22 protein-coding genes are annotated in these 26,621 nt (G+C 36.4%); 20 read left to right on the forward strand and 2 right to left on the reverse strand.

All coding sequences use genetic code 11. The annotated features are described in order from the left end of the window. The first annotated feature begins 5 nt into the window (after positions 1 to 5). The 20 genes from LUA90_RS06810 (at position 6) to LUA90_RS06905 (ending at position 22,811) form a co-directional block, all read left to right on the forward strand. Entirely contained in the window at positions 6 to 1,094 is a 1,089-nt protein-coding gene (locus tag LUA90_RS06810) for a DegT/DnrJ/EryC1/StrS aminotransferase family protein (RefSeq protein WP_231458831.1), read from the forward strand. Further along, positions 1,094 to 2,155 carry a DegT/DnrJ/EryC1/StrS aminotransferase family protein gene (locus LUA90_RS06815; RefSeq protein WP_231458832.1) on the forward strand — a complete coding sequence of 354 codons (1,062 nt, stop codon included), beginning with the start codon at positions 1,094 to 1,096 and terminating at the stop codon, positions 2,153 to 2,155. Before LUA90_RS06810 ends, LUA90_RS06815 begins: the two co-directional genes overlap by 1 nt. After that, positions 2,137 to 2,661, forward strand: a complete 525-nt coding sequence (locus tag LUA90_RS06820; RefSeq protein ID WP_231490661.1) for a hypothetical protein — start codon at positions 2,137 to 2,139, stop codon at positions 2,659 to 2,661. Before LUA90_RS06815 ends, LUA90_RS06820 begins: the two co-directional genes overlap by 19 nt. 46 nt (positions 2,662 to 2,707) lie before the next feature. After that, positions 2,708 to 3,970, forward strand: a complete 1,263-nt coding sequence (locus LUA90_RS06825; RefSeq protein ID WP_231458834.1) for an NAD(P)/FAD-dependent oxidoreductase — start codon at positions 2,708 to 2,710, stop codon at positions 3,968 to 3,970. 32 nt (positions 3,971 to 4,002) lie between these two features. Beyond that, on the forward strand, positions 4,003 to 5,472 hold the full coding sequence (locus LUA90_RS06830; protein ID WP_231458835.1) for a flippase: 1,470 nt from the start codon (positions 4,003 to 4,005) through the stop codon (positions 5,470 to 5,472). A 6-nt stretch (positions 5,473 to 5,478) separates the two neighbouring features. Further along, a complete protein-coding gene (locus LUA90_RS06835) occupies positions 5,479 to 6,486 on the forward strand; it encodes a hypothetical protein (protein ID WP_231458836.1) in 1,008 nt (335 codons plus the stop codon). Positions 6,487 to 6,596: 110 nt separating this feature from the next. Then, positions 6,597 to 7,739 carry a glycosyltransferase gene (locus LUA90_RS06840; RefSeq protein ID WP_231490662.1) on the forward strand — a complete coding sequence of 381 codons (1,143 nt, stop codon included), beginning with the start codon at positions 6,597 to 6,599 and terminating at the stop codon, positions 7,737 to 7,739. Positions 7,740 to 7,801: 62 nt separating this feature from the next. Next, positions 7,802 to 8,785: an EpsG family protein gene (locus LUA90_RS06845; protein ID WP_231458838.1), complete on the forward strand. Its 984-nt coding sequence runs from the start codon at positions 7,802 to 7,804 to the stop codon at positions 8,783 to 8,785. Between the two features lie 167 nt (positions 8,786 to 8,952). Continuing rightward, entirely contained in the window at positions 8,953 to 9,780 is an 828-nt protein-coding gene (locus LUA90_RS06850; protein WP_231458839.1) for a glycosyltransferase family 2 protein, read from the forward strand. A 1-nt stretch (position 9,781) separates the two neighbouring features. Further along, positions 9,782 to 10,381 (forward strand): acetyltransferase, encoded by a 600-nt coding sequence (locus LUA90_RS06855; RefSeq protein WP_231458840.1) that lies wholly within the window; start codon positions 9,782 to 9,784, stop codon positions 10,379 to 10,381. Positions 10,382 to 10,486: 105 nt separating this feature from the next. Continuing rightward, positions 10,487 to 11,311: a glycosyltransferase gene (locus LUA90_RS06860; RefSeq protein WP_231458841.1), complete on the forward strand. Its 825-nt coding sequence runs from the start codon at positions 10,487 to 10,489 to the stop codon at positions 11,309 to 11,311. Beyond that, positions 11,311 to 12,204 (forward strand): NAD-dependent epimerase/dehydratase family protein, encoded by an 894-nt coding sequence (locus LUA90_RS06865; protein WP_231458842.1) that lies wholly within the window; start codon positions 11,311 to 11,313, stop codon positions 12,202 to 12,204. The genes LUA90_RS06860 and LUA90_RS06865 overlap by 1 nt, the downstream gene beginning before the upstream one ends. A 22-nt stretch (positions 12,205 to 12,226) precedes the next feature. Then, positions 12,227 to 13,354, forward strand: a complete 1,128-nt coding sequence (gmd, locus tag LUA90_RS06870) for a GDP-mannose 4,6-dehydratase (RefSeq protein WP_231458843.1) — start codon at positions 12,227 to 12,229, stop codon at positions 13,352 to 13,354. A gap of 48 nt (positions 13,355 to 13,402) precedes the next feature. Further along, the gene (locus LUA90_RS06875) at positions 13,403 to 14,335 is read left to right on the forward strand and encodes a GDP-L-fucose synthase (protein WP_231458844.1); all 933 of its coding nucleotides are present in this window, start codon (positions 13,403 to 13,405) and stop codon (positions 14,333 to 14,335) included. Further along, positions 14,322 to 15,431, forward strand: a complete 1,110-nt coding sequence (locus LUA90_RS06880) for a mannose-1-phosphate guanylyltransferase (RefSeq protein ID WP_231458845.1) — start codon at positions 14,322 to 14,324, stop codon at positions 15,429 to 15,431. Before LUA90_RS06875 ends, LUA90_RS06880 begins: the two co-directional genes overlap by 14 nt. Before the next feature lie 53 nt (positions 15,432 to 15,484). Beyond that, entirely contained in the window at positions 15,485 to 16,450 is a 966-nt protein-coding gene (locus tag LUA90_RS06885) for a glycosyltransferase family 4 protein (RefSeq protein ID WP_231458846.1), read from the forward strand. A 369-nt stretch (positions 16,451 to 16,819) separates the two neighbouring features. Beyond that, positions 16,820 to 18,754, forward strand: a complete 1,935-nt coding sequence (locus tag LUA90_RS06890) for a nucleoside-diphosphate sugar epimerase/dehydratase (protein ID WP_231458847.1) — start codon at positions 16,820 to 16,822, stop codon at positions 18,752 to 18,754. 6 nt (positions 18,755 to 18,760) lie between these two features. Next, positions 18,761 to 19,411 (forward strand): hypothetical protein, encoded by a 651-nt coding sequence (locus LUA90_RS06895; protein WP_231458848.1) that lies wholly within the window; start codon positions 18,761 to 18,763, stop codon positions 19,409 to 19,411. Further along, complete coding sequence (locus LUA90_RS06900; protein ID WP_231458849.1) at positions 19,408 to 21,090, forward strand: capsule assembly Wzi family protein; 1,683 nt, start codon at positions 19,408 to 19,410, stop codon at positions 21,088 to 21,090. Before LUA90_RS06895 ends, LUA90_RS06900 begins: the two co-directional genes overlap by 4 nt. 11 nt (positions 21,091 to 21,101) lie before the next feature. Next, positions 21,102 to 22,811, forward strand: coding sequence for a capsule assembly Wzi family protein (locus tag LUA90_RS06905; protein WP_231458850.1), 1,710 nt, complete (start codon positions 21,102 to 21,104; stop codon positions 22,809 to 22,811). Positions 22,812 to 23,168: 357 nt separating this feature from the next. Here LUA90_RS06905 and LUA90_RS06910 read toward each other — a convergent pair whose 3' ends face one another. Both LUA90_RS06910 and LUA90_RS06915 read right to left on the reverse strand, forming a co-directional pair. Continuing rightward, the gene (locus tag LUA90_RS06910) at positions 23,169 to 24,251 is read right to left on the reverse strand and encodes a hypothetical protein (protein ID WP_231458851.1); all 1,083 of its coding nucleotides are present in this window, start codon (positions 24,249 to 24,251) and stop codon (positions 23,169 to 23,171) included. A 4-nt stretch (positions 24,252 to 24,255) separates the two neighbouring features. Further along, positions 24,256 to 26,571, reverse strand: coding sequence for an SLBB domain-containing protein (locus LUA90_RS06915; protein ID WP_231490663.1), 2,316 nt, complete (start codon positions 26,569 to 26,571; stop codon positions 24,256 to 24,258). Positions 26,572 to 26,621: the final 50 nt, after the last annotated feature.

The raw sequence follows: 26,621 nt of genomic DNA on the forward strand, positions 1-26,621 counted from the left end.
TTTGCATGTTACCATTAGTACAAACAGCGATTCCGCCAAGGGAAATTTTGATTCCCAAGCTTGAAGAAGTTTTATATAGCGGTTATGTTGCTCAAGGGGAAATTGTTGAGCAATTTGAGCGAAAATTTGAAGAATACATTGGTTCCGGCCATACACTTTCACTCAATTCTGGTACTGCCGCACTGCATATTGCCTTAATTTTGGCTGGTGTTACGGCAGGAGATGAAGTCATTAGCACGGCACTAACTGCCGAGCCAACGAATGTAGCGATTAAGATGGTTGGCGCAAATGTGAGGTGGGCGGATGTTGATTTGGAGACCGGAAATATTTCAGCTGAAGCTATTGAAGGGGCCATTAATTCTAAAACAAAGGCTATTATTGTTGTTGACTACGCCGGAATTTCGGTGGATGTCGAAAAGATTCAGGCAATTTCTCTTAAGTATAACATACCTGTAATTGAAGATGCTGCTCACGCACTGGGTGCAACATTTAAGGGTAAAAGAACTGGTAACCACTTTCCTTTTACAGTATATTCCTTTCAGGCAATTAAACATTTAACCACCATAGATGGCGGGGCTTTGCAAATACAGGACAAAGAAATGTACGAGAAGGGTAAACTTATCCGTTGGTTCGGTTTAGATAAAAAACTTAGCCGGATGGATAATAACATTACCATACAAGGCTTCAAGTATCATATGAACAATGTTAATGCAGCTATTGGATTAGTTCAGCTGGAAAGCATCGAAGACCTGGTGCAAACATATATTGCTAATGGCAAATACCTGGATGAGCAATTAAAGGATGTTAAAGGTGTCGAATTAATTCAATATTATCCAAACACGGAGGCTTCGTATTGGCTTTATACCATCAAGGTTGATAACCGAGATTCGTTTATTAAAATGATGGCGGATAATGGGATTATGGCCTCAGAACTTCATAAAAGAAATGATTTGCATACCTTTTTAAACGATTACCCGGCAAATTTACCTAATCTTGATCAATTTTACAGCAAAATGGTTCACCTTCCATGTGGTTGGTGGGTAAATAAAACAGATTGTGATAAAATGATTTCTTTAATTAAATCCGGTTGGTAATGATTCCAGTCTTCAAGCCATACATGCCCGAAGGTATCATGCCAGAAATTCAAGAAATTTTATATTCTGGAAATTTAGCCTATGGGAAATATGGAAAATTATTCGAACAACAACTTTCTGAGTATATCGATAACGACAAAATTGTAACGGTAAGCTCTTATAATCACGCCATGCTAATGGCGTTGTCTATACTCGATTTAAAACCTGGTGATGAAATTATTGCTTCGCCGGTAAGTTGCTTAGCATCTAACCAGCCATTCGTGGTCAAAAACTTAAATGTTATCTGGGCAGATGTTGACCCCTTAACTGGAAGTATGTGTCCGGAAGATGTTTTAAAACGGATTACGAGCAAAACTAAGGCTATTTTTCACAATCATTTTTGTGGTTTCTTGGGTAATATTACGGAGATCAGCAACATCGCCAAACAGCACGGTTTATATGTGGTTGATGACTGTATTGAAGCATTTGGTTCTGAATATAACGGTTTAAAAACTGGAAACCTATTATCAGATATGTCTGTATTTTCCTTTCAAACCGTAAGATTACCAAATACAATTGATGGGGCAGCCATATCTTTTAATAATGAAGAATTGTTTAAAAAGGCTCAAAAGATTAGAGACTATGGTATCGACAGATCGAAATTCAGAAATCAATTAGGCGAAATCAGCGATAGTTGTGATATTGAAGTAGAAGGGTACGGTGCATTAATGAGTGAATTAACTTCATATATCGGCTACATGCAAATGAATCAAATCCCTTCGCTCTTAAGTAAGCAACGGGGCAATGCTGAAAAGTGGTATGAGAAGATAGCAGAGATGCAAGATGTTTCCTGCGTTAAATTAACACCTCAGACAAAACCGAATTACTGGGTTTTTGGCATTCTTTGCGAACATAAGGCAGATATGCTAGCGAAATTCAGAAATGAAGGTTGGTATGCAACCGGAGTTCATATCAATAACAATCTTTACTCCGTATTCAAAAATAATGAGGAGTTGAAAGGTGTAAATGAATTTATGAATAAGTTTTTGGCTTTACCTTGCGGATGGTGGGTACATATATAGTTATGGTTGAGGAGCTAATACTTTCAAAACACAGGGATATCTCCGAAATTCAACTTGAGGAGATATGTAAACTTAAAGCCATTAGATGGAATTATCCTTTAGAGGAACATAAAAGCTGGATGCAAAAAAATATTGAGGCTAATGACTATCACTTATTGGTCAGCAAGGATCAGCAATTGGTTGCCTATTCAAATCTGATAAATACCTTTGCATCTATTAACGGAGAACTTACAGTTTTTAAAGGAATTGGCAACGTTTGCACAAGAGAGAGCGGTCAAGGGTATGGGAACATATTGATGGATTCAATAAATATATCCCTTTTCGAGCATAATTGGAAAGGAATTTTACTATGTAAAGATCATCTTATTGCTTACTATCAAAAATTTGGATGGTCCTTGGTTAAAAAGAAAGAAATCTTATCTCCCATCGCGGACGGTATAAATTATATGATTTATAACCACAAACTTAAGGTTAACAGTTTTGAGTATAGTGGTCGAAATTTCTAAAAGGCAGTAATAATGTGGTTTTCATCTAAAAACAAATAAATCAACAATGAAGAAAGTAGTAGTAATTGGTTCAGGTATTTCTGGCTTAAGTATTTCCAGAATGCTGGCAGAAGATAACGAAGTTGAGATTTTGGAACGTAACGAATTGCATGGCGGTTTAATAAAATGCAAAAGGATTGATGGCAATTTATTCCATCTCGTTGGCGGTCATGTTTTTAATAGTCGCAATACAATTGTTTTAGATTGGTTTTGGAAGCATTTCGATATCGAAAATGAATTTATTAAAGCAAATCGAAATGCCAAGATATTGATGAATGATACCTTAATTGGTTATCCAATCGAGAATTACTTATACCAGCTCCCCGAGCAGCAATTAACAACTATATTGAATGAGTTGCTTGATAAGTTATCGGAAAAGGTAAAGGATGTAAGTGACTATGAAAACTTTAAAGATTTTCTAATTGGCAACTTTGGCGAAGCGCTATATAACACTTATTTTGGCCCTTACAATACAAAATTATGGAATACTGATTTATCAAAGGTTCCTCTTGTGTGGCTTGATGGGAAGTTACCAATGCCTAAGTTAAGAGAAGTGATATTTAGTAACGTCATTAAAAAAGAAGAATCTACAATGGTTCATGCTACTTTTTATTACCCATGCAAAGATGGATCTCAGTTTATTGTTGATAGGCTAGCTGAAGGGTTAGCTATAAACAGATCTTACGATGTACAATCGATAGAATACTTAAAGGAGCAACAATTGTCTGTTAACAAGGGAGATAAGGTGGTTGATTCTATCATTTACTGTGGCGATGTAAGAAAGCTACATACAATAGTTAAAATTGATGATTCAGAATTACAGCATGCAATGAAAGAAGTATCGAACCTGCTTTCCAATGGCACTTCAAACGTTCTTTGTGAAACGGATGCGAATGATGTTTCCTGGTTATATTTACCGGAAGAGAAGTTTAAGGCACACCGTATAATTTACACTGGTAATTTCAGTGATTCAAACAACGGAGGAACATCCCGTAAAACTTGTGTTGTCGAATTTTCTGGCAAACAAGATCAGAATGATATGGTTGAAGAATTGGCATTACTACCTGGCAACTTATCACCCCTTGCATTTAATTACGAACCAAATTCGTACATAATACAAGATGGGGAAACCAGAGACAAAATATCACTATTGAAAAAATTACTGAAACCCTATGGCATCTTTTTGCTGGGACGATTTGCTGAATGGGAATATCACAATATGGATAAATGTATAGAGTCTGCGATGGAATTGAAAGCGCTTAATTTTTAGTTTGGTTAGGGCAGGGTTATCCTTTAGTTGAAATGATGGTAAAATTAAAAACAAACGCTTTCTATAATATTCTGCTTACAGGATCTGGTCTGGTATTGCCCTTGATAACTTTCCCTTACGTTACGAGAATTCTAGCTCCAGAAGGGATTGGTCATGTTAATTTTGCGAATTCCTTTATTCAGTATTTTGTAATTTTAACTTCATTAGGTATTCCATTATATGGCATTAGGGAAGTTGCAAAAGTAAAAGAATCGCTAGTAGCAAGGAGCAAGATCTTATTTGAACTACTATCAATTAAAGTTGGTTGCACCATCGTAGGTATTCTAATCTACCTCCTATTAATTTTTACTATTGGTAAGTTTCATGATAGCTTAATTTATTATCTGCTGGGTATTAGCACTATCATCATCGGAATATTTGACTTAAATTACTTTTTTTATGCTTTAGAAGACTTTAAATACATCACCATACGAACAGTTTTTTTTCAGGTTGTTTCGGTGATTATCACCTTCATACTGATTAAAACCAAAGAAGACACATTGATTTATTTTTGTATTCCAATATTGATCAGCCTTTTAAATACTGTAATTAATACTAAATACATCCTAAAGTTTATTGATTTTAAGGTTTTATCATCCAAATTAGATATCAGAACACACATCAAACCTTTACTGTTACTATTTTCCGTAATGGTTTTTACCAGTATATATAATTTACTTGATACCACTATTCTGGGGTTTATAGCTGGCGACGCCAGTGTAGGGTTTTATACTGTTGCGTCTAGAATTAACAAAATACCGTTGTCTTTAATTATGGTTCTGGTGCCTGTAATGCTGCCCAGAATTTCCGTTGAATTTAAAAATGAAAATCATACCGAGATCAATAGACTTATTAGTAAAACGCTGCAGTTTGTTATTCTTCTAGGCGTTCCCATTATGGTAGGTTTGTATTTGTTGGCACCAGAAATCATTACTTTATTCTCCGGTAAGGCTTTTTCCTCATCCATTACAACGCTACGCATCATGTGCCCAATTATTTTGGTAATTGGTATGACTACCAATTTTAGCACACAACTCTTAATCCCTATGGGCAAGGATAAACAGCTTTTAAACGCAGTCATTATGGGTACCGTAGTAAGCTTAATTCTTAACATCACCCTTATTCCGGTCTTTCAAGAAAACGGGGCAGCCATTTCTAATTTGCTTGCAGAGTTGGTGGTACTGGTAAGTTGTTATTTGTATGTACGTAAAAGTATCGAGGTAAAAATTCCATTCCAACAAATTATATTATTAACAGTATTATGTATGCCATTCTTTGGGTTTGTAATACTTTCCAGGGTGATATTTTCGATACCAATTTTCGTATTGCTTTCTGCTGTATGTTTTTGTGCCCTATACTTTCTAATCTTACAGGTCTTTGTCTTAAAGAACACAATGATTCTGGAGGTTGTATCAACGGTAAAGAGTAAAATTTCAAAAAAACCATCTAATTTTCCTGCTTAATAAGCTATGCAAATAAAAAATATTTATTCAACACGCAAGAGTAATAGCGAGGTTTACTCAGATCTGATCTACGAATGGGAAGATTGTATCGCAGAAGAATTAAAGATTCCAATACACTCATCCACCAAGGTTTTTGCCAGATTGACTAGTATGGGTTATAGGATGGCTAGTAAGATCGGTCTTTCCAACCTGTTTCAGCAGGTCAATAACTCGTTTAAACCTCATGCTTATACCCTAATCTATCACCTTTATCCAGTAAAAGAATTTGGATTCAAGGTGTTCTCAGATAAAATACCGTATTTAATCGATTTTGATAAAAATGTTGACATCAATAACTTCAACAAGGTTTATGAAAACTGTAAACTTATTTTAGTTTCAAGTTTAAACGCATATAATATATTAAAGGAAGCCAACTGCCCGTTAAATATTGTTCATTTACCACTAGGTCTCTCTGATAAATATCAGCTATTTACTGATTACCAGAGTAAAAAGTATGATGCCATTTTTGTAAGGAAAAATAGAGTTTTGGAGGAGTATGCCGAACGTTATGCTTCATCACATCCAAATTTTAATTATGTATTTAGAACCTGGGCAGGTAATAATATGTATAGAAATAATGTTTATGTTTCTAATTTAGATGGGGTTTTAGGTGAGTATTCTAGCCGCTCTGAGTACATAAATTTATTAAGAAGTTCCAAAATTGCATTTTACTCTACACCAGGTACTGATGAGAAAGATTCAAAGTTTATTAACCATGTAACACCCAGCCTTTTCGAATTTATTGTAAATGGATGCCGCATTGTGGCCAGATATCCAGAGAATGAGGAGACTAGATCATTTGATTTATCCTCAATATCTGAATCCATGAGTTCGTACGAAATATTTGAAGAGACGCTAACAAATCACCTAAGAGATCAAACGGGCGACTATTTGATTAGTAGCAAGAAATTTTTGGAAAAGGTGTATATGAACAGGAGAATAACAAGTTTAAAAGAAATACTAGAAAAATATTAAAGGGCGCAATGCTATCGTATCATAGCAAAAATAAAGGGTATATGCTTACAAACCTGGATATCGACAACATCACCACGCTTGTTATACAACAAAACTAAAATAGTAAATTGATGAAACCATTATTGAGTGTAGCCATCGCCACTAAAAATAGAGAGCAATACTGTATTGCAGCAATTCAAAGTATTTTAGACTATAGGGACAAGCGGATAGAAATTACGATTGCGGATAACAGCGCTACCACCTTAGTTAAACAATATGTAGAAAATCTCAATTCTACTCAGGTTAAATATAGATATGACGGTGGAGGTGTATCATCGATTGAAAATTTTAACCGGGCGGTTGAATTAACCTCTGGTGAATATGTTTTGATGATTGGAGATGATGACTCGATATTGCCAAATGCTGTAGATGTTGCACTTTGGGCCAAAGAAAATGATGCAGATTCTATCTGCTCAAATGAGAGCGTAGTTTATTATTGGCCAAACTCCAGAGATATCTATCCAAACGGACATTTAACAATACCTGTTGGTACCTCAGAAAAAGAGGCTGTTAATGTCAAAAAAAATTTAGTTAAATTGCTTAAAAACGGAATACAGCATTATTTGCTATATCCTTTGCCAAAAACATATCATGGTATCGTTAAAAAAGATGTTTTGGATAAAATTAAGGCAAAAACGGGTCACTATTACGGGGGGTTGAGTCCAGATACCTACTCTTGTATAGCAGTATCATGCATTGCCAGGAATCATTACATTATTAACGAACCTATATCTATTGCTGGCGTTTGCGCAACGAGTACCACTGCAGATAATTTTTCAGGTAAACATTCCGGTACCGTTGATAATATACCACATTTGCAAAATCGCCCTAATTATGTATGGAATGTTAAGGTACCTAAATATTATAGCGTAAATACCATTTGGGCAGAATCAGGCTTAAAAGCCTTAGAGGAGTTGGGCGAAGTAAAATATCTTCAATTATTTAACATGTATCAGCTTATGGCTCAAGGCTGGGTTAATAATTATAAGTTCATTCCGCATGTAATCAAAAAAGAATCGGGCATTACAAGGAAATGTAATCAAATCTCAAATATCGCTTTGTATGCAGGGCTGAGTTTAGCTTTCTCCAAAATTGTTTTAAAGAAGTTTGCCCATACCTTAAAAGCAAAATTTAAATCGAAAAAATATATAGTAAACAATCGGGTAATTGATATACAGGAAGCGATTAACATTTATAGCGGACTAGGTAAATGATATTTTATGTAATTCCATATCTCTTTGTACTGACACTTTCGTCTGTTTTATACAAGGTAAGGATGGAAGATATACCCAAAGGTGTTCTTCTTTTTCTCTTGCTATTGCCGGCAACGCTTGTTGCTGTGTTACGCGGAGATGTAGGAGCAGATACATTAAACTATATAGGATATTTCAATGATTTGCGTCAAGGGTCGAATAATTATCAACATTACGAGCCTGGCTTCCATTTCTTGCTTAAGGTTATTGATTTGTTTGGTCTAACTGACAGGGGGAGTATTGCCCTTGTAAGCCTGTTGACGATCCTGTTACTCTGTATTTCGTTCTCTAGAAATAAGCAACAATTTCTTCTTTTTTGTTGGGTCATTTTTCCAATATACTTCGTGGATATGACAATGAATGGGCTTAGATACGGCTTAGGGTTTGCGTTGGCTGTTATAGCAATTGAAAATATCTATAAAAAAAAATATCTAGGGGCAATTGTATTCTCATTATTAGCAATACTTACTCAATATTCTTCTTTTTTACTTATCATCCCATTCATCTTTGTGGGTGTTAGCAAGAAATACGCTATTTATATTGCTTTGATGATGATCATTACGCTAGCAGGTATAATTACCGCTGCGCCTATGCTGTTGATATATTTATACGATAAACAAGATGCCTACAAGGATATAGCCTCTCCTGGAATCACATCTGGATTGCTACCGTTATTGTCTTTCTTTGTTATTTATTTTAGTTTCATAATTTTTTCCAATAAGGATAACTTCAAAATTTTACATATTTTGCTTTGTTTAGAACTATTGTCTTTTGGCATCGCAAAGATGTCTTATGCCGGACTGAGACTACAGACTTTATTTTTGTTTGGTCTTTTAGTTTTTATCAAAGAAAATTTCGGCATGTTAAAATTTCAGAATAAGTTTATGCTCATACTGTATATATATGGGATATTTAGTTTTTTGTTATTAACAAAGAATCTGTCTGTACAAGTTGAGGGTGTTGAATCACCAATGATACCTTACAAATTCTTTTGGAATGAGAGATGATAAAAAGGTTGGTGTCAAATCACGTAAATTAATTCAATTTATCTAAAATATCTATGAAATCCGATCGGCAAAAAGATAAAGTGGAAATACATTCATCATTCAGTTAATGAGTTTAAAATTAAGATAGTCAGACATTTCCGACATAGGTACTTTTATCTAAAAGACCGATGCTTGGAATATATAAATTTATTATGAACAATACCAGGGTACGCGTTTCTGTGGTTATACCAATGTATAATTCCGAGAATACGATTATTAGAACATTAGATTCGGTGAAAAATCAAACGGTTACAGATTATGAGATTATTATAGTTGATGATGGCAGTACTGATTCGTCCGCCGTTCTCGTACAAGAGTATATTCGATCAAATGACTCATTAGAAATTCAACTCATTAAGAAAGCAAATGGAGGAGTTTCCACCGCAAGGAATCTAGGTATATCTAAGTCTTCAGCTCCTTGGATAGCATTGTTAGATAGTGATGATGAGTGGTTGCCTAACAAATTGGAGCGGCAATTTGAGATAATAGACAATAATCCATCGATTGACTTTCTAGGTACTAATCGAAATGGTGAACATTTCAGTTCAATTCTTTGGAAAAAACTTGGGATGTTGGAAAAAATTTCGGCCAGATTGTTGCTTGTGAAGTTTATTTTCGTCGTTCCAACAATCCTTTTTAGAAGGCAAATTGTTGGTGATATTGGATACTTCGATGAGAGTCAAAAATATGCTGAAGAAGGGAATTATTTCATTAGAATAGCACAAAAGTTCAATTGTTATCTTTTGAATGAAAGTTTGGTGATCACCGGCGGAGGAAAAGCGCACTTTGGCCATTCAGGCTTATCAAGTAATTTAAAAGAAATGGAGCGTGGTGAACTCAGAAACATAAAACTAGCTCTAAATCTGAAGATTATTAATTATTTTGAATATAGTTTGTTGACAGTGTTCTCCATACTTAAATACTTTAGAAGGGTTATAATTGTTAAATCTCGATAATATGTGGAAAAGATACGGTTTTTGGGGATGCATAAAGTTAATACGTGCAGTGATATTTACTAGGATTTGGTATCCTGGAGCAAGATTGATCCGCCTGCCTTTTGATATAAGAAATCGCAAATACATTAAGTTAGGCAAAGGATTTACGACAGGCTTTGGTTGTCGGATCGAAGCTTTACCTATTCTTGAAGACGGGAAGTACTGTATTAAAATTGGTAGTAATGTTCAAATTAATGACTATGTCCATATAGGAGCAGTAAGTTCTGTCACTATAGGTGATAATGTATTAATGGCAAGTAAAATATATATATCTGATCATAACCACGGAAGTTATAATCTAGAATTTAGTGACTCTCCTTTGAGTAACCCTATGGATAGAAAACCAATACCTAAACCTGTAGTAATTGCTGATAAAGTTTGGATTGGAGAATCATGTTGCATTTTGCCTGGGGTTACTATCGGCGAAGGCAGCATAATCGGTGCATTATCTGTTGTAAGTAAAGATATACCCCCTTATTCGATTGCTGTTGGAATTCCGGCAAAAGTCATAAAAATATTTAACTTCGAAACGAATAATTGGGAACCAGTTAAAAAAGTATAATAATGGAAATAAATATAGATCAACCACCGAAACCAGGTTGTAATTTTCTTTTAGCAAATTGGGTGTCTTTATGTGAATATACCAGTGAAATAGAAAACCCTAGAGATGGTGAATAGACATTTTTCTGGCAGTATCGTTTTATTTAAAAATGAGTATAATGAAGTAAAGAAAGCAATTCTAAGTTTCATACAGCGGAGCAGTTATACGTCTCTTTACCTAATTGATAATTCACCCGACGATAGGTTAAAGAATTTGAAAGATATTGGGGAAAGAATCGTGTATATCCATAATCCTCATAATCCAGGTTTTGGAAGTTCTCACAATGTTGCAATTGAGATGTCCATATCGAAAGGTAATCAATTTCATTTTATAATAAATCCAGATATTCATTTTGATGATAATGTCGTTGAAACCATGATAGATTTTATGGGAAATGACCAGTCCATTGGTATGATGATGCCAAAGGTTTTGAATGAAAATGGTTCGCTCCAAAATTTGCCAAAACTGCTACCGACACCGATGAGCATTGTGTGGCGAAAACTTGGTGCGCCACGAATCTTTTATTCAAATTTTATTAATAAGTATGAACTTAGATTTGTTCCAACTGACCGGATCTACAATGCTCCTGTTTTGTCTGGCTGCTTTACTTTGCTAAATTTAGCAGCGATTAAAGAGGTCGGTATGTATGATGACCGGTTCTTTATGTATTTTGAGGACTGGGATTTATCAAGACGTATGCATGCTAGATACAAAACAGTTTATTTTCCAACTGTATCAGTGTACCATGGTTATGAATCTGGTGCAAACAAGAGTGCTAAATTATTTAAGATTTTCTTAAACTCAGCATTTTCTTACTTTAACAAATGGGGATGGTTGTTCGACAAAGAGCGTGGCGAAATCAATTCAAACGCCTTAAAACAGTTTAGATAATGGATATATTAATAACTGGTAGTACAGGTTTCGTAGGGCAAAATCTTCTCCCATTTCTGAAAGCAAACAATATATCGGCTAAAACGATTGCCCGAAATGATTTTGAAGGTGACATTGACTTCAACGGTTTCGAGTGTATTGTTCATTTAGCAGGTAAAGCCCACGATCTAAAAAAGACCTCCAGTGCCGACGAATACTACCAGGTTAATTTTGAGTTGACCAAAAAGCTTTATGATGCTTTTCTAAAATCTGATGCTAAAAAATTTATCTTCATCAGTTCGGTAAAAGCTGCGGCGGATATGGTTGATGGTGTATTAACGGAGGAAAATAGGCCAAATCCTCAAACTCATTACGGTAAATCCAAATTATTGGCTGAACAATATATTCAGGAACAGCCTTTGAAAGCGGGGAAATTATTTTATATCCTACGTCCTTGTATGATTCATGGGCCAGGGAATAAAGGAAATCTTAACTTATTACATAAATTTGTACAAAAAGGCATACCATATCCACTAGCTGCATTTGACAATAAACGTTCTTTTCTGAGCGTGGAGAATTTATGTTTTGTAATTGCTAACTTGTTGAATAAAGATATTCCATCTGGAGTTTACAATGTTGCTGATGATGAAGCATTATCAACAAATGAAGTTGTTGAGATTTTAGCAAATTCTTTGAAAAAGCCCTCTAGATTATGGGCAATTCCTACTAGTTTTATACGTATTTTAGCTAAATTTGGGGATCTACTTAAACTACCATTAAATACTGACAGGTTAAATAAGTTAACAGAGAATTATATAGTTAGCAATAAAAAAATAAAGGAGGCGATCAACTTACCTTTACCAATTACCACACGAAATGGTTTATTAAAAACCGCAGATTCGTTTAGCGGTTAAAAAATAGCTTGAAGAATACTTTATGAAAATAGCATTAATAACAGGAATAACTGGCCAAGATGGGGCCTATCTGGCAGATTTATTATTAAAAAAAGGATACGAAGTTCACGGCATCAAACGCCGTAGTTCTCTCTTTAATACGGATCGTATCGATCATTTATATCAGGACCCGCATGAAAGCAATGTCCGTTTTAAATTGCACTATGGCGATTTAACGGATTCAACTAATCTGATTCGAATTGTTCAGGAAATTCAACCTGATGAAATCTATAATTTGGGTGCAATGAGTCATGTGAAAGTTTCATTCGATTCGCCTGAATATGTAGCTAATGTTGATGGTATTGGTACTTTGAGAATACTGGAAGCGGTAAGGATTCTTGGTTTAGAAAAGAAAACCAGAGTTTACCAGGCGTCTACCTCTGAGTTATTTGGCGGTATGCCTGAGAATAAAAATGAGAAAGGTTTCTATGACGAAAACTCTCCATTTTATCCACGTTCCCCTTATGGTGTTGCGAAGATTTATGGCTTCTGGATTACTAAAAATTACCGTGAAGCTTATAATATGTTCGCTTGTAATGGTATTTTATTTAATCATGAAAGCCCACTAAGAGGCGAAACCTTTGTTACCCGTAAGATTACCAGAGCAACAGCCAAAATTGCCTTGGGTTTACAGGATAAATTATTTCTTGGGAACTTAGATGCTTTACGTGATTGGGGCCACGCAAAAGATTATGTAGAAGCGATGTGGTTGATTTTACAACAAGAAACGCCAGAGGATTATGTTATTGCGACAGGTGTAACCACTTCTGTTAGAGATTTTGTGAAAATGTCCTTTAAACAAGTGGGGATAGGATTGGAGTTTAGAGGGGAGGGCGTGGAGGAGAAAGCTTATGTTGCATCGTGTAGTAATCTAGATTACCAATTAGAGATAGGCAAAGAAGTGGTTGCAGTTGATCCTAAATATTTTAGGCCCACAGAAGTAGATTTATTAATTGGTGACCCAACAAAATCTAAAACCAAGCTAGGCTGGAAGCCACAATATGATTTAGCCGGATTGGTTGAAGATATGATGACATCAGATGTGGAGCATTTTAAGAAAGAATTATTGTTAAAAGCTGCCGGTTACAGCGTAAAAAATCAATTCGAATAAAAATAGGAAGGAGATGGCTTAGTCACAGTCTCTTGTAATTACGAAGTAATGAATAAAAATAGTAAAGTATATATAGCTGGCCACCGTGGCATGGTAGGTTCCGCTATTCTAAGAAATTTGGAAGCTCAGGGTTTTGATAATCTTGTTACAAGAACTTCCAAAGAATTAGATTTGCGTGATGCCTCAGCAGTAGCTCAATTCTTCAATATCGAAAAACCAGAATATGTGTTTTTAGCAGCGGCAAAAGTTGGTGGTATTGTCGCAAATAATACCTATCGTGCAGATTTTTTATATGAAAACCTGATGATACAAAATAACGTGATTCATCAGGCTTATTTAAATAAGGTTTCGAAGTTGATGTTTCTTGGATCTTCTTGTATTTATCCAAAATTGGCTCCTCAGCCCTTAAAGGAAGAATATTTACTAACAGGTGAGTTAGAGCCAACAAATGAACCTTACGCCATCGCCAAAATTGCAGGTATAAAAATGTGTGATGCTTACCGAGCACAGTACGGATGTAATTTCGTTTCAGTGATGCCTACAAATCTTTATGGGCCTAATGACAACTATGATTTAAACAATTCGCATGTACTACCTGCAATGTTGCGCAAGTTTATTGTGGCTAAACAAAATGGTTCTGGCACGGTAACCATTTGGGGTACAGGTACACCTAAAAGAGAATTTTTATATGCCGATGATTTGGCTGAAGCTTGCGTTTATTTGATGAACAACTATAATGAACCTGGATTAGTGAATATTGGTGTTGGCGAAGATGTGTCTATTTTAGAACTGGCAAAATTGGTGAAGGAAATTGTAGGTTTCGATGGCGAGATTATTACTGACATCAGTAAACCAGATGGTACACCGAGAAAACTAATGGATGTATCAAAGCTCAATATGATGGGCTGGAAGGCGAAAACCTCTTTGAGAGCGGGTATACAAAAAGTGTATAGCGAAATCAAAAATAATGACTGGAGCTAATCGTAATAACACTCAGGTTCTGATCATGGCAGGCGGTGTGGGTTCCCGCTTTTGGCCGAAGAGCCGCAATCAATTTCCCAAACAGTTTATAGATATTTTGGGCTTAGGTAAATCTTTATTGCAACTTACTTATGAGCGTTTTTTAAAAATTTGCCCAAACAATCAGATTTATATTTTAACTAATGCAGACTATGCTGATTTGGTAAAAGAACAATTACCTGAAGTTTTAATCGAAAATATATTGTTAGAGCCAAGCAGAAATAATACTGCACCATGTATCGCTTATGCCAGTTATAAAATAGCAAAGTCTAATTCGGATGCAAATATAGTTGTGGCTCCATCTGATCATTTGATATTAAAAGAAGAAGATTTTTTGGCAAAAGTTAAGCAAGCCCTGGCTTTTACTGAATCAAACGATGCATTATTAACCTTGGGTATCAGCCCTACTCGTCCGGATACAGGTTATGGATACATCAAGTATCAAGTTTCAAATTTCAAGAATCTAGATGATGATTCCGGAATCAAAAAAGTGCATGCTTTTATGGAGAAGCCTTCGCTTAGTAAAGCACAGGGATATTTGCAAAGTGGTGATTACGTTTGGAATGCCGGGATTTTTATCTGGTCTGCGAAAGCGGTTAAAAATGCTTTTGAGAAATACGCTCCAGAAATCGCTTCCTTATTTGCTAGCGGGCATGAATTTTATAATACCGATAATGAAGCGGAATTTATCATGGAAAATTACCCAACAGCTCCTAACATCTCCATCGATTATGCCATTTTAGAAAAGGCAGACAACGTGTATACAATTCCAGCAGATATTGGCTGGTCTGATTTGGGCACATGGGCTTCACTGCATGCTGTTGCACAAAAAGACGGCCATAATAATGCCATCAGTTGTGAGCATTTGAATTTATCAGCGACAACGGATTGTTTGATTCAATTGCCATGGGGTAAAGCCGCGGTAATTAAAGGTCTATCCAATTTTATTGTGGTTGACGATGGAAAAGTGCTATTGATTTATCCTAAATCCGATGAGCAGGAAATTAAGAGAGTTGCTTCTGAAATGGTGGAAGCATTTGGCGATGAATATAAATAAAGAAACAATAGAAATAAATTAGTCGAATACACTATCTTCGCCCTTTTAAGATTATGACGCCAATCCTTGCTTTTTCGATTCTTACAGGCCTATTTCTTTTAGAACTTACTTATTTTAAGGTTGCTGATCATTTCAATATTATTGACAAACCAAATGCCCGAAGCTCACACCAAAGTATTACATTAAGAGGTGGGGGCGTAATTTTCGCTTTGGCTGGCATTATTTATTTTATTTTATCCGGTTTTCAATACCCTTTTTTCATTATTGGTCTTTTCGCCATCGCTACCATAAGTTTTATAGATGATGTCATTACCTTAAATAATAAAATAAGATTAAGCATCCATCTAATTTCCGTGTTGCTAATGTTTTACCAATGGAATCTATTTGCGTTGAGTTTGTATTGGATTCCTTTGGCATTGGTGTTTGTTATCGGAACCATTAATGCCTACAATTTTATGGATGGTATTAATGGCATAACAGGTTCTTATAGTTTATTAGCGATTGGCACATTATATTATATTAACGAAAAGGTGGTTTTGTTTACCTCTTCAGATTTATTAGTAATAGTCGGCTTATCCTTATTGGTCTTTAACTTTTTCAACTTCAGGAAAAAAGCGAAATGCTTTGCCGGAGATGTAGGGAGTGTGAGTATTGCTTTCATCATTGTTTTTTTAATCGGGCAATTGATTATAAATACTGGTAATTTCAGTTATATCTTGCTTTTATTGGTGTATGGATTGGATGCAGTCATTACGATTTTCTTTCGGTTACTGAGGAAGGAGAATATATTTGCAGCGCATCGTAGTCATTTTTATCAATATCTGGCTAATGAAAAAAAATGGTCTCATCTGTTGGTTTCCGGATTATATTTTATAGTTCAGCTTATCATTAATCTTCTAATTGTTTATTGGGTAGGAGATAATTATATAATGGCATTTGTTCTGGTTTTGCTATCTGCTATATTATTCTTAATCATCAGGTTTAAGATGGAGGGTAAAAAGCGGTTGATTGGGGTATAATTTTTTGATTCCGTTCAAGGTGAAAGGAGGATAAGCGTTTTGTTTGCCCTTTGACTATGCTCAGGGTGACAGGAAGATAGGTGTTTGTCCTTCGACAAGCTCTGGATGACAGGGTAAAAGAATTAGTACTTTGATTATGCCTGGGCTGTAGTTTGCAAGGTTGACAATTAAGTAAATTTGCTTTACGAACCATTGGAAATTCAGCGGTTTGCGCTAATCAAGGTTTTGCAATGGCATTCTGTTTAGCCCTTAGACTATGCTCCGGATGACGAAATTGCGTTTTCTTTGTTTATAAAAACATGTAGGAATATAAAACTTAACCGTATTAATATTATATTTATCTTTACAGGAATTTAAGCCTATTGAATTTTGTTTACTCAGATTAATATTGTACCCCGCTGGATAATTTTTCTTTTAGATATTATCATCTGCACCTTCTCTTTGGTTTTTGCTTATGCCTTGAAGCAAAACTTAGATTTAACTTCTGTTAATATTCCCGAACTGGCCAGAAGTATCCTGATTTTAGGGCTAATTAATATTGCTGTTTTTTTTAATATTAAAACTTATGCAGGTATTATTCGCTATACCAGTGCTCAAGATTCATTCAGAATCTTATTTTCTGTTATCATCAGCAATGGCACTTTTTTCGTATTAAATCTGATTGGCATTACTTTTTTTAATACACTGCTCATCTCGCATACCATTCTGATTACAAATGGTTTAGCGAGCTTTTTACTCTTAATTACCTATCGTATTTTGATTAAATATTTTTTCTTATACATAAAAAACCTGAAGCTTGATAAGAAAAAAGTAATTATTTATGGTGCTGGTGAGGCCGGTTTGGCCACCAAAAGAACATTCGATCATGATGGCAGCGTAAATAAAAATATTGTTGCATTTGTAGATGATGATGAACGAAAAGTTGGCAAGACCATTGATGGTGTTAAAATTCTGGATGCTAAAAAGCTGGAAGGCTTAATTGAAGAGCATGAGTTAGATGAAATCATTTTTGCTTCTTATACTATTCCCGATGAGCGTAAGGATCAAATCATTGATTTATGCCTGGAAAATGATATTAAAATATTAAATATTCCGCCTCCGGATGTATGGACTAACGGAAAATTACAGCCTGCTCAAATTCAGAAGCTAAATATTGAGGATTTATTGAACCGCAAATCGATTGATATTGATATTGAAGGCATTGGTAAAATGCTTGATAAAAAACGCATTCTGATTACCGGGGCAGCGGGTTCTATAGGAAGTGAGATTGTTCGCCAGCTTTCTAAGTTTGATGTTGGTTTAATAATTATATGTGATCAGGCTGAATCAGCATTGCATGAATTGTATCTGGAGTTGGAAGAAACCAACCGAAGTAAAAACTTTCATGCTTTTATTGGGGATGTTAGGGATGAGCAAAGGATGGATGTTTTGTTCGAAACTTATAAGCCACACTATGTCTATCACGCCGCGGCGTACAAACATGTGCCCTTGATGGAAGATAATCCGGCCGAAGCGATTAAAGCCAACGTATTAGGTACGAAAACCATTGCTGATAAGTCGGTCAAATATGGTGTACAAAAGTTTGTCATGATTTCAACGGATAAGGCGGTTAACCCAACCAATGTAATGGGTGCCTCTAAAAGAATTGCGGAAATTTATGTACAGTCGCTAAATAATTCTTTAAGTCAGGATAAGTTTATTTTCAGTAACGGTTTAAGCTATATTAATGAAATGGAGGTAAAGCCCATTACTAAATTCATTACGACACGTTTTGGCAATGTTTTGGGTTCCAATGGATCAGTTATCCCAAGGTTTAAACAACAGATTGAAAAGGGTGGCCCTTTAACGGTTACCCATCCGGAAATTACCCGTTATTTCATGACGATTCCTGAAGCTTGTAGATTGGTATTGGAGGCTGGCTGTATGGGTAAAGGGGGCGAGATTTTTATTTTCGACATGGGTAAATCCGTAAAGATTGTAGAATTGGCCAAAAAAATGATTCGCTTGGCTGGCTTAGAACCTAATGTGGATGTTAAGATTGAATATTCTGGCTTACGTCCGGGAGAAAAGCTTTATGAAGAATTGCTAAACGATAATGAAAATACCATGCCTACACACCATAATAAAATTATGATTGGAAAGGTTAGGGAATATGTTTTTGATGATATTGTAGATCAAATCACGGCTTTAGTACAATCTGCAAAAAGCAATAACGACCGCCAGGTGGTGATTAATATGAAAAAGCTGGTGCCTGAGTTTAAGAGTAAAAATTCAGTTTTTGAAGAATTGGATCAGTTACCTTAAGCAGAAATGATGAGAAAACTATTTGGAATATTAATCCTTGGGCTTTTGCTGAATTCCTGCGCCAAGGAAGTGAAAAATGAACAGGAAGTTTATTTCAACGACTTCGAAACAAATAATGTTGATGGGCTTTTGAACGCATCAATTGAAAACTATAACGGCACAAAGGTTTTAGGGCGCTATAATGCTTCCGGCTTTGATCTTAATCTGTCTAATCTTCCTGCACACAAGTTAATAGAGGTAAGTTTCGACTTATACATTCACGATAGCTGGGATGGTAATAAGGTTAGTTCAGGGGTGGATGGTCCGGATATCTGGAAATTTATGGTCGACGGGCAGCTCTATGTAAATGCAACATTCTCTAACGAAGATTGCAATAATGCTGGCTTTTGCCCGCCGCAATCTTATCCTGCCGATTACCCAAACGCCTATAACAATCCAAAAACAGGTGCAGCAAACCCAAATTTGCCGGGTGTCTGCAATTTAGCCGGTAAAATTGGCGGTACCAGCTTATATAGAATTACGAAGGTTATCGAGCATTCTAAGTCCACACTTTTAATGCAATGCCGTGATCAGCTTATTCAAACGAATGCAGCTGATGCTAAATGTGATGAAAGCTGGTCGGTAGATAATATCCGGATTAAGGTTATTAATTTATGAAGAAGTTAATCTATACCATTATAATGTGTTTGTTTGCTGGCTTTGGCTATGGTCAGTCGCTCCCGGTTGGTGCTTCAGCTTTAGAAGATTACTACAGAAGGGCGCAGCTGGAAGGAAAATTAGATTCGAGCGTTTCATTTACCGTTCGTCCGATTATACCAAAGTCTGCATTTAAAGTTAAGGATATGGATTATCCGGATTCAAGCGAAACCAGGTTTAATCTGTTCCATACTGAACGCTCAGGGCTTTCTAAAGATGGTAAATTTGGATGGCAGCTTTTACCCATAGGTTTATTGTTGCAAAATAATTCCCATCATCCCTATGGTTGGAATGATGGTGCCATGATTCCGGCTAAGGGACTGCAGACTTTATTAACCGCAGGTATTTATGCTGAATACGGGCCTTTAACCATACAATTTAAGCCGGAGCTAGTGCTTGCCGCTAATGGTAGTTTCGATACTTTTGATAAGGAACATTTCGATGTGATTACAGCGAGGTATTATGATTTCTATAATAATATAGATTTACCGGCTAGATTTGGGGGGGATGGCCTAACCAAAGCTTATTGGGGACAAAGTAGTATTCGTTTAAACTATAAAGCCCTTTCTTTTGGCTTATCTACCGAAAATTTATGGTGGGGTCCGGGTATGCGCAATTCCCTTTTAATGAGTAATAATGCGCCTGGCTTTAAACATTTAACCTTAAATACCCGAAAACCCATTCAAAGTGCGATAGGAAGTTTCGAGGGGCAAATTATTGCAGGTCGTTTAGAAAATTCTGGTTATGGTGTTTTAGAGCCCGAACGCGAATATTTTAATCAGCCTTTATTTGTGGCTAAACCAAATGACTGGCGGTATTTGTCTGGTCTGGTTATCACCTGGCAGCCAAAATGGGTTCCGGGATTATTTTTAGGTTTAACCCGTTCTGCGCAACATTACAGTAGTGGTTTAAATTCATTTGGTGATTATTTACCTTTCTTTTCCTCCAAAAAGCAAGCTTCTGCAACGGAAGCGATTAACAAAAGGGATCAAAGAAACTCCTATTTCATGAGGTGGTTGTGGGCAGAGGAAAAAGCTGAAGTTTATTTTGAATTCGGTCGGAATAACTATTCAGGGGATTTAAATGATTTGGCTTTGGAACCCAATGTATCGCGTGCTTATGTTTTTGGCATTAGAAAGTTATTTCCATTTGGTTCGAGAGCAGGTGAAAATTTAATGTTAAGTGCAGAGATAACCCAGATGCAGGAGACGAATATTGCGAAAGTTTTGAATCTGGATAGCTGGTATACGAGCAAAAACATCAGACATGGTTATACCAATCGTGGCCAGGTTTTGGGCGCTGGAATCGGTCCAGGTGCGAATCACCAGTCTGTTGAATTGAGTTGGGTTAAGGGTTTTAAAAGATTGGGCTTTCAGGTTGAGCGACTAGTACATAACAATGATTTTTATTATTATGCTTTTAATGACTCGTTCGATTTTAGAAGACATTGGACAGATTTAAGTTTTGGGGCAAGTGGTGAGTGGAACTATAAAAACTTTCTGTTTAATGCAAAACTTCAAGGCATACAATCTTTAAATTATCAATGGTTTTTAATGCAGAAACCTGGGGAAGATTATATGGTTCCAGGAAAAGATGTTTTTAATTTACAGGTGCAGATGGGTGTCACCTATCGCTTTTAAGTTAATCATAGATGAAAAATATTTACTTATATATATTTGTTTTCCTATTAGTGGCTGTTTCAACAAATTTGTTTGCGCAAACAATTCCCGTAGGAACTCATTCTTTAGAAGAGTATTACAGACGTTTACAACTTCAAGGTAAACTGGATTCGACCATTTCTTTCAGTAATCGCCCTTTATCTAACGATGCTTTAAAGCAAACTGACGTTTTCGACCCTTTGAATACTGTAGCTTCTGATGGGGCTTACAAGCCATTAGGCCCCGTTTCTTTTGCAATTGGAAAGGGTATTTTTCAGATACTACCTATTTCCTGGCAGCAACAGGTCAATTCCCATCATCCTTTTGGCTGGAATGATGGGGCCATGATTCCGGCAAAAGGTTACCAGACTTCGGTTTCCGGTGGTTTTTATGCGAAATTCGGACCTTTAAGTATTCAGTTAAGGCCGGAGTATGTTTATGCACAAAACAGTCCATTTGAGAGTTATGGTGATGATAGGGCAATTACAGAATTACAAGCTTATCTCACTCAAAACTATAATTTAATTGATGCGCCTGAACGCTTTGGTAATGGATCATACAGCAGATTTAACTGGGGTCAAAGTAGTATTCGCTTAACGGTTGGTCCGGCCTCCCTAGGTTTATCTAATGAGAATTTGTGGTGGGGTCCGGGCATTAAAAATAGTTTGATGATGAGCAACAATGCTCAGGGCTTTAAACACGTGACGCTAAATACGGTTCGCCCGGTTAAAACACCAATTGGTTCGTTTGAAGGGCAGATATTTGGAGGTCGTTTAGAGCAGTCCGGTTTTGCACCATTGGACGAAAAAATTCTCAGCAATAGTTCAGTGATATATACTGCTCCAAGAAAGGATTGGCGATACCTGGCAGGCTTAAATATAAATTATCAACCCAAATGGTTACCTGGGTTTTTTATAGGATTTACCAGAACTTTTATGTCTTATGGGCCTGATTTGGAAGGCGTGGATGACTATATCCCTTTCTTCATCCCATTTCAGAAAAACAGGATTGATAATGGCGGTGGCGATGATGGTCAGGCCAGAGATCAGCGAACGTCGTTATATGCCAGATGGATTATGACAAAGGCTAAGGCTGAGATTTATTTTGAGTATGGATTGAACGACAATGCTTACAATTTCAGAGATTTCATTGGTTCGCCAGATCATTCAAGGGCTTATCTTTTTGGACTTAAAAAGTTAATTCCTTTAAAAAATAACGATGAAGAATTTGTTCAGGTAGGTGCGGAAATCACACAGATGTCTCAAACCATTGATGGTCTTTTACTTAGAAACGCTTATGGTTTTTATTATCATGGCGAAGTAAAACAGGGATATACGAATAATGGAGAAGTTTTGGGTGCTGGAAGTGGATCAGGAGGTAATTTGCAGTCTTTTGATATTAGTTGGGTTAAAGGTTTAAAACGATTAGGTTTAACCTTTGATAGATTAGAACACAACCGTGATTTTTATGATTTTGCTGGTTTCGGAAGTGCAAAAGGTGGTAATAGAAGCTGGGTAGATTTTGCATTAGCTGCTGAAGGTAATTGGGATTATAAAAACTTCTTGTTTAATGCAAAAATCCAGGGCATTAAATCTTTGAATTACCAGTGGAGGCAGAAGGATTTTACCGATAGTCAGTATTACATACCGCATAATACCGTGTTTAATTTTCACGGAGAACTGGGTGTCGCTTTTAGGTTTTAGTTGTGACAGCGCTTTGCTCTTCGACTACGCTCAGAGTGACAAATAAGTTGTGTGGCAAAGGTTTAATCTTAAGAATTGATATAGTCTTAGATAATCTTTTAAAGGCAATTCTCTTTGAGATTGCTTTCCCGAATGGTCGGGACAGGCCGTATTTCCTCGCAATGAAGGGAAATCAGCGATGGCTGTAACCCATGCCGTCATTGCGATGCTGGGTTTAAGCGAGCTGTGGCAATCTTGCTGCAATTCTCTCCAAGATTGCTTCGTTGTAAAGACTCCCTCGCAATGACGAATTGTGTAAGATTCTTTCCCGAATGGTCGGGACGGGCGACGGCTCAGGATGACAACAATAATTTAGTATTAATTTTTTCTTCTAATAAGCAAAAATAAACAATACAAAGCACCTAATAATAATCCGCCGGCGGCGATACCCAAAGCCTTGCTCATTTTGTTTTTCTTCAAAGGCATTTCCGGTTCATCTACAATCTGGAAAGTTGGCGTTTCCTGCATGAGCATGGTTCTGCTTACCTCTAAGTTTTTAATAATTTCTGAATAGATGGTTTGTAAAACTCTTTTATCCCGTTCCTGAAGTTCTGCACCCACACCAATGGTGGCAAAGGCTGGGTTTGCATCTAACATAATCGCATTTGCACCTGCAGCGGCATAAGTTTTACGGTTTAATAATCTACCAATACTATCTGCTCTATGTTGCAAGCGATTAACGTTTACTCTTAATCTTTTGGTTTTGGTTTCAATATAAAACTGAGTGGCTTCTTCTATTAAACGGGTTGATACTAAACTTGCAAGTTGCTCATTCTTCATGGTTGTTGTAAGCGCAAAAAAGCCCAGTTTTTTATCTGGTTTGCTTACCGAAAGCTCTTTCTCTGTAACTCTCCTAATGATGTCGTGAAGCAAACTATCTTGTAAGCGGGTATATGTTTTAGTTTCTGGCGGAAACATGATGGTTTCCTTTTTAGTATTAGCCTTTAAATCTTTCCAATCTTCTTTAAGTTTATAGGCATCAGCATATTTATCTGCAATAGTATAATTTTTATTTATTGTATCTAATGGGGTTAAAATGGTTTGTTTAATCATTTTCTGACTGGTTAATAACTGCAATACGTTATCTCCAGCCAAAACTCCACTTGTTCCACCTGTTAAACCACCAATATCAAAGCCCATTTGCCCGGCAAGGGAGGATAATATTCCACCACCGCTGGATTTACCCTCTTCTACTACAAAAGTTAGTTTAGCGGTGTAGGTAACGGGCCAAAACCAGGCTGCCAGAAAACCTAAGGCGCCACCGATTAGTCCGATTATTAATATTTTAATTTTAAACTTCCATAAATATGCAATATCCTTCTTGCGGGCATCCATCATCTTCGAAAAAGAAAATTCTTCTTCTACGTTAGCATAGGTTGTTTTATTTTCGGCAGACTGCATAAACTTATTTAAATAGGATGGCAATTAAACTCACAATACCGGTAAGTGCCGAGGCAATGGTTGTAATTTCTGCAAAGCCTAATTTATTTTTTCCTGATTTTTCTGGGACAACGATTTGGCTACCTGCCGTTACTTTTGGGTAATTTTTGATAAATAAGAATGTTTTAACGGGTGCATTAATGCCATTTGGATATTTAATGTATGCGCCTTTTAATCTTGCGTTTTCTGTTATTCCGCCTGCTGCATCAACATAATATTTAAAGTTAGAATTTGCATAGCGTAATAACTGTGGATTATTAACCGAACCAATAACCTCTACAAATGGTTCATTTTTAGGAATAAATAAACTGTCGCCTGGCATTAAAATCGTTGCATCTGCACTTTGTCTTTTGCGCTTTCCGGTCAGGTCCATATCAACACGTACACCATTACGATAAACCTGTATGTTTTCTATCGAACCTAATGGTGTTACACCACCAGCTCTTTTTATAAATTCCATACCGGTTTCATCCCGTCTTTGTTGTGCATAATCTCCAGGGAATAAAACCTCTCCACGGATTTTGACATTACCTATCGAACGATAATTTACCAATCTTGGTACATAAATATAATCCAGAGGCTCCAGTAAAAATTTACCATCATTCGATGATAAAGCAGAATCTAAACTGAGCGTAATGATTTTAACCAATTGATTGGATAAGGTATCAGAAGTATCTTTTATTAATCTGGAAATTTCTATACGGTGATTTGCTGCGTCGTTCGTAAAACCATTTGCCATGTTTACCACATCGGCAACGCTCATTCCTTTTCTATATTGAAATGAGCCGGGTGCTTTTACATATCCACCTATGCTGATAGATGACTCATCTCTTAAGCTTTTTGTTGAGGTTACAAATACCGAATCTTCCCGCATGAGCATGATATCATTTTCTTTTCCTGCCATTACATTGCCAAGGTTAAAGGATATCATTTCTTTTTCTAAATCGGGTTTAATACGTTTGATATATCCATTTCCCAAAGCTGCATCTTCGCGTAAGCCATCAGCTTTAGCAATTAAGGTTTTTAAGCTTAAACCCTGGCTTAATTCAAAAGTTCCAGGTCTGTAAACCGCACCTTCTATCACAACCCTGTTCGCAAACCGTTCCAATATTGCACCGAAATATACTGAATCCGCATTTTTTAGGGTGTAACGGTCAAACATATCCGAAGAGATATCTTTTACACTTCTTTCTTTATCACCAACCTGTGTAACCTTCGACATGCCTCTATAGGCCAAATCGCTAAAGCCACCTGCATAAGTAATCAGGTCGTTCAAGGTTTCAGAAGTTTTTAGTTCATAGATGCCCGGTCTTTTAACAGAACCATCAATTGCTACCCTGGTGGTATAAACCGGTATTCTGATTACATCCTGATCGCGTAAGCTTACATTATCTGTTTGTATACCTTTTTGAAGGAAGTTATAGAGATCGACAACCTGAATCACCCTGTTGTTTCTTATTAATTCTATTTTACGCAATGAACCGCGATAGGTTGGTCCGCCACTTTGGTAAAGTGCATTAAATAAAGTTGATAAAGATGAAACGGTATAAGTTCCAGGTGTAGCAACGTCGCCAATTATGGTTACCCTTATACTTCTTACTGTACCTAAATTAACGGTTAGTTTGGTTTGGCCTGAAGCTAGTGCAGGATAAGCTTTAACCATTTTTGAGCGGATTTGTGCGGTTGCCTGTTCAATACTTAAGCCATTTACATACACTAAACCTGCGTAGGGGATTTTTACATTCCCTTCAGGTGAAACCTTTGCATTGGTGGTGCTTTCATTTAAACCGGTTAAAAGTATTGATAATTCATCATCAGGCCCTAAAACATAACTTTTAGGTGTCGCAATGCGGATGTTTGGTTCAAATTTAAGGTTAGGATTGTTAAAGAATTCATAGCCATAAATCGGGCTGCTTTTTTTGATTGGCTTAGGATCGCTAAATCTTGTTGTGTCTCTGTTTTTTACGTCCTGTATTTTTATAACAGTTGGCTGAGTTGTATTTTTAGCCGTTTTTCCGCCAGATTGTACCTGTTCCAAACGTTCTTTATACTTATCAACCTCAGCGGGGTCCATGCCCTTAGCCACCAGAATTTTAATGGCTTCAGCTTCGCTAATGCCTGATGCTTCAAATCTTTTGGAAATTTCCAATATCTGTGCGTCGGATAACTGCTCTACTTTTACCTTGCTTAAGTTATCAGTTGATATGGTTTGTGCAGATAATTTTGCCAAAGGCAGGAGTGTAAATAAAATTAGGGCACAAAAGATATTTTTTAAACGCATGTATTGTAAAATTTTAACTGCAAATATAAGTTAAAAATTCAAATGCATGC

The organism is Pedobacter sp. Leaf170 (assembly GCF_920984665.1).
Classification (GTDB): domain Bacteria; phylum Bacteroidota; class Bacteroidia; order Sphingobacteriales; family Sphingobacteriaceae; genus Pedobacter.

Coding starts and splice junctions, on each gene's coding strand:
- LUA90_RS06820 (WP_231490661.1), top strand. CDS start 2,137: ATGGTGGGTACATATATAGTTATGGTTGAGGAGCTAATACTTTCAAAA.
- LUA90_RS06825 (WP_231458834.1), top strand. CDS start 2,708: ATGAAGAAAGTAGTAGTAATTGGTTCAGGTATTTCTGGCTTAAGTATT.
- LUA90_RS06900 (WP_231458849.1), top strand. CDS start 19,408: ATGAAGAAGTTAATCTATACCATTATAATGTGTTTGTTTGCTGGCTTT.
- LUA90_RS06885 (WP_231458846.1), top strand. CDS start 15,485: ATGACGCCAATCCTTGCTTTTTCGATTCTTACAGGCCTATTTCTTTTA.
- LUA90_RS06865 (WP_231458842.1), top strand. CDS start 11,311: ATGGATATATTAATAACTGGTAGTACAGGTTTCGTAGGGCAAAATCTT.
- LUA90_RS06840 (WP_231490662.1), top strand. CDS start 6,597: ATGAAACCATTATTGAGTGTAGCCATCGCCACTAAAAATAGAGAGCAA.
- LUA90_RS06895 (WP_231458848.1), top strand. CDS start 18,761: ATGATGAGAAAACTATTTGGAATATTAATCCTTGGGCTTTTGCTGAAT.
- LUA90_RS06860 (WP_231458841.1), top strand. CDS start 10,487: ATGGTGAATAGACATTTTTCTGGCAGTATCGTTTTATTTAAAAATGAG.
- LUA90_RS06835 (WP_231458836.1), top strand. CDS start 5,479: ATGCAAATAAAAAATATTTATTCAACACGCAAGAGTAATAGCGAGGTT.
- LUA90_RS06850 (WP_231458839.1), top strand. CDS start 8,953: ATGCTTGGAATATATAAATTTATTATGAACAATACCAGGGTACGCGTT.
- gmd (WP_231458843.1), top strand. CDS start 12,227: ATGAAAATAGCATTAATAACAGGAATAACTGGCCAAGATGGGGCCTAT.
- LUA90_RS06845 (WP_231458838.1), top strand. CDS start 7,802: ATGGAAGATATACCCAAAGGTGTTCTTCTTTTTCTCTTGCTATTGCCG.
- LUA90_RS06830 (WP_231458835.1), top strand. CDS start 4,003: ATGATGGTAAAATTAAAAACAAACGCTTTCTATAATATTCTGCTTACA.
- LUA90_RS06855 (WP_231458840.1), top strand. CDS start 9,782: ATGTGGAAAAGATACGGTTTTTGGGGATGCATAAAGTTAATACGTGCA.
- LUA90_RS06815 (WP_231458832.1), top strand. CDS start 1,094: ATGATTCCAGTCTTCAAGCCATACATGCCCGAAGGTATCATGCCAGAA.
- LUA90_RS06810 (WP_231458831.1), top strand. CDS start 6: ATGTTACCATTAGTACAAACAGCGATTCCGCCAAGGGAAATTTTGATT.
- LUA90_RS06875 (WP_231458844.1), top strand. CDS start 13,403: ATGAATAAAAATAGTAAAGTATATATAGCTGGCCACCGTGGCATGGTA.
- LUA90_RS06880 (WP_231458845.1), top strand. CDS start 14,322: ATGACTGGAGCTAATCGTAATAACACTCAGGTTCTGATCATGGCAGGC.
- LUA90_RS06905 (WP_231458850.1), top strand. CDS start 21,102: ATGAAAAATATTTACTTATATATATTTGTTTTCCTATTAGTGGCTGTT.
- LUA90_RS06915 (WP_231490663.1), bottom strand. CDS start 26,571: ATGCGTTTAAAAAATATCTTTTGTGCCCTAATTTTATTTACACTCCTG.
- LUA90_RS06910 (WP_231458851.1), bottom strand. CDS start 24,251: ATGCAGTCTGCCGAAAATAAAACAACCTATGCTAACGTAGAAGAAGAA.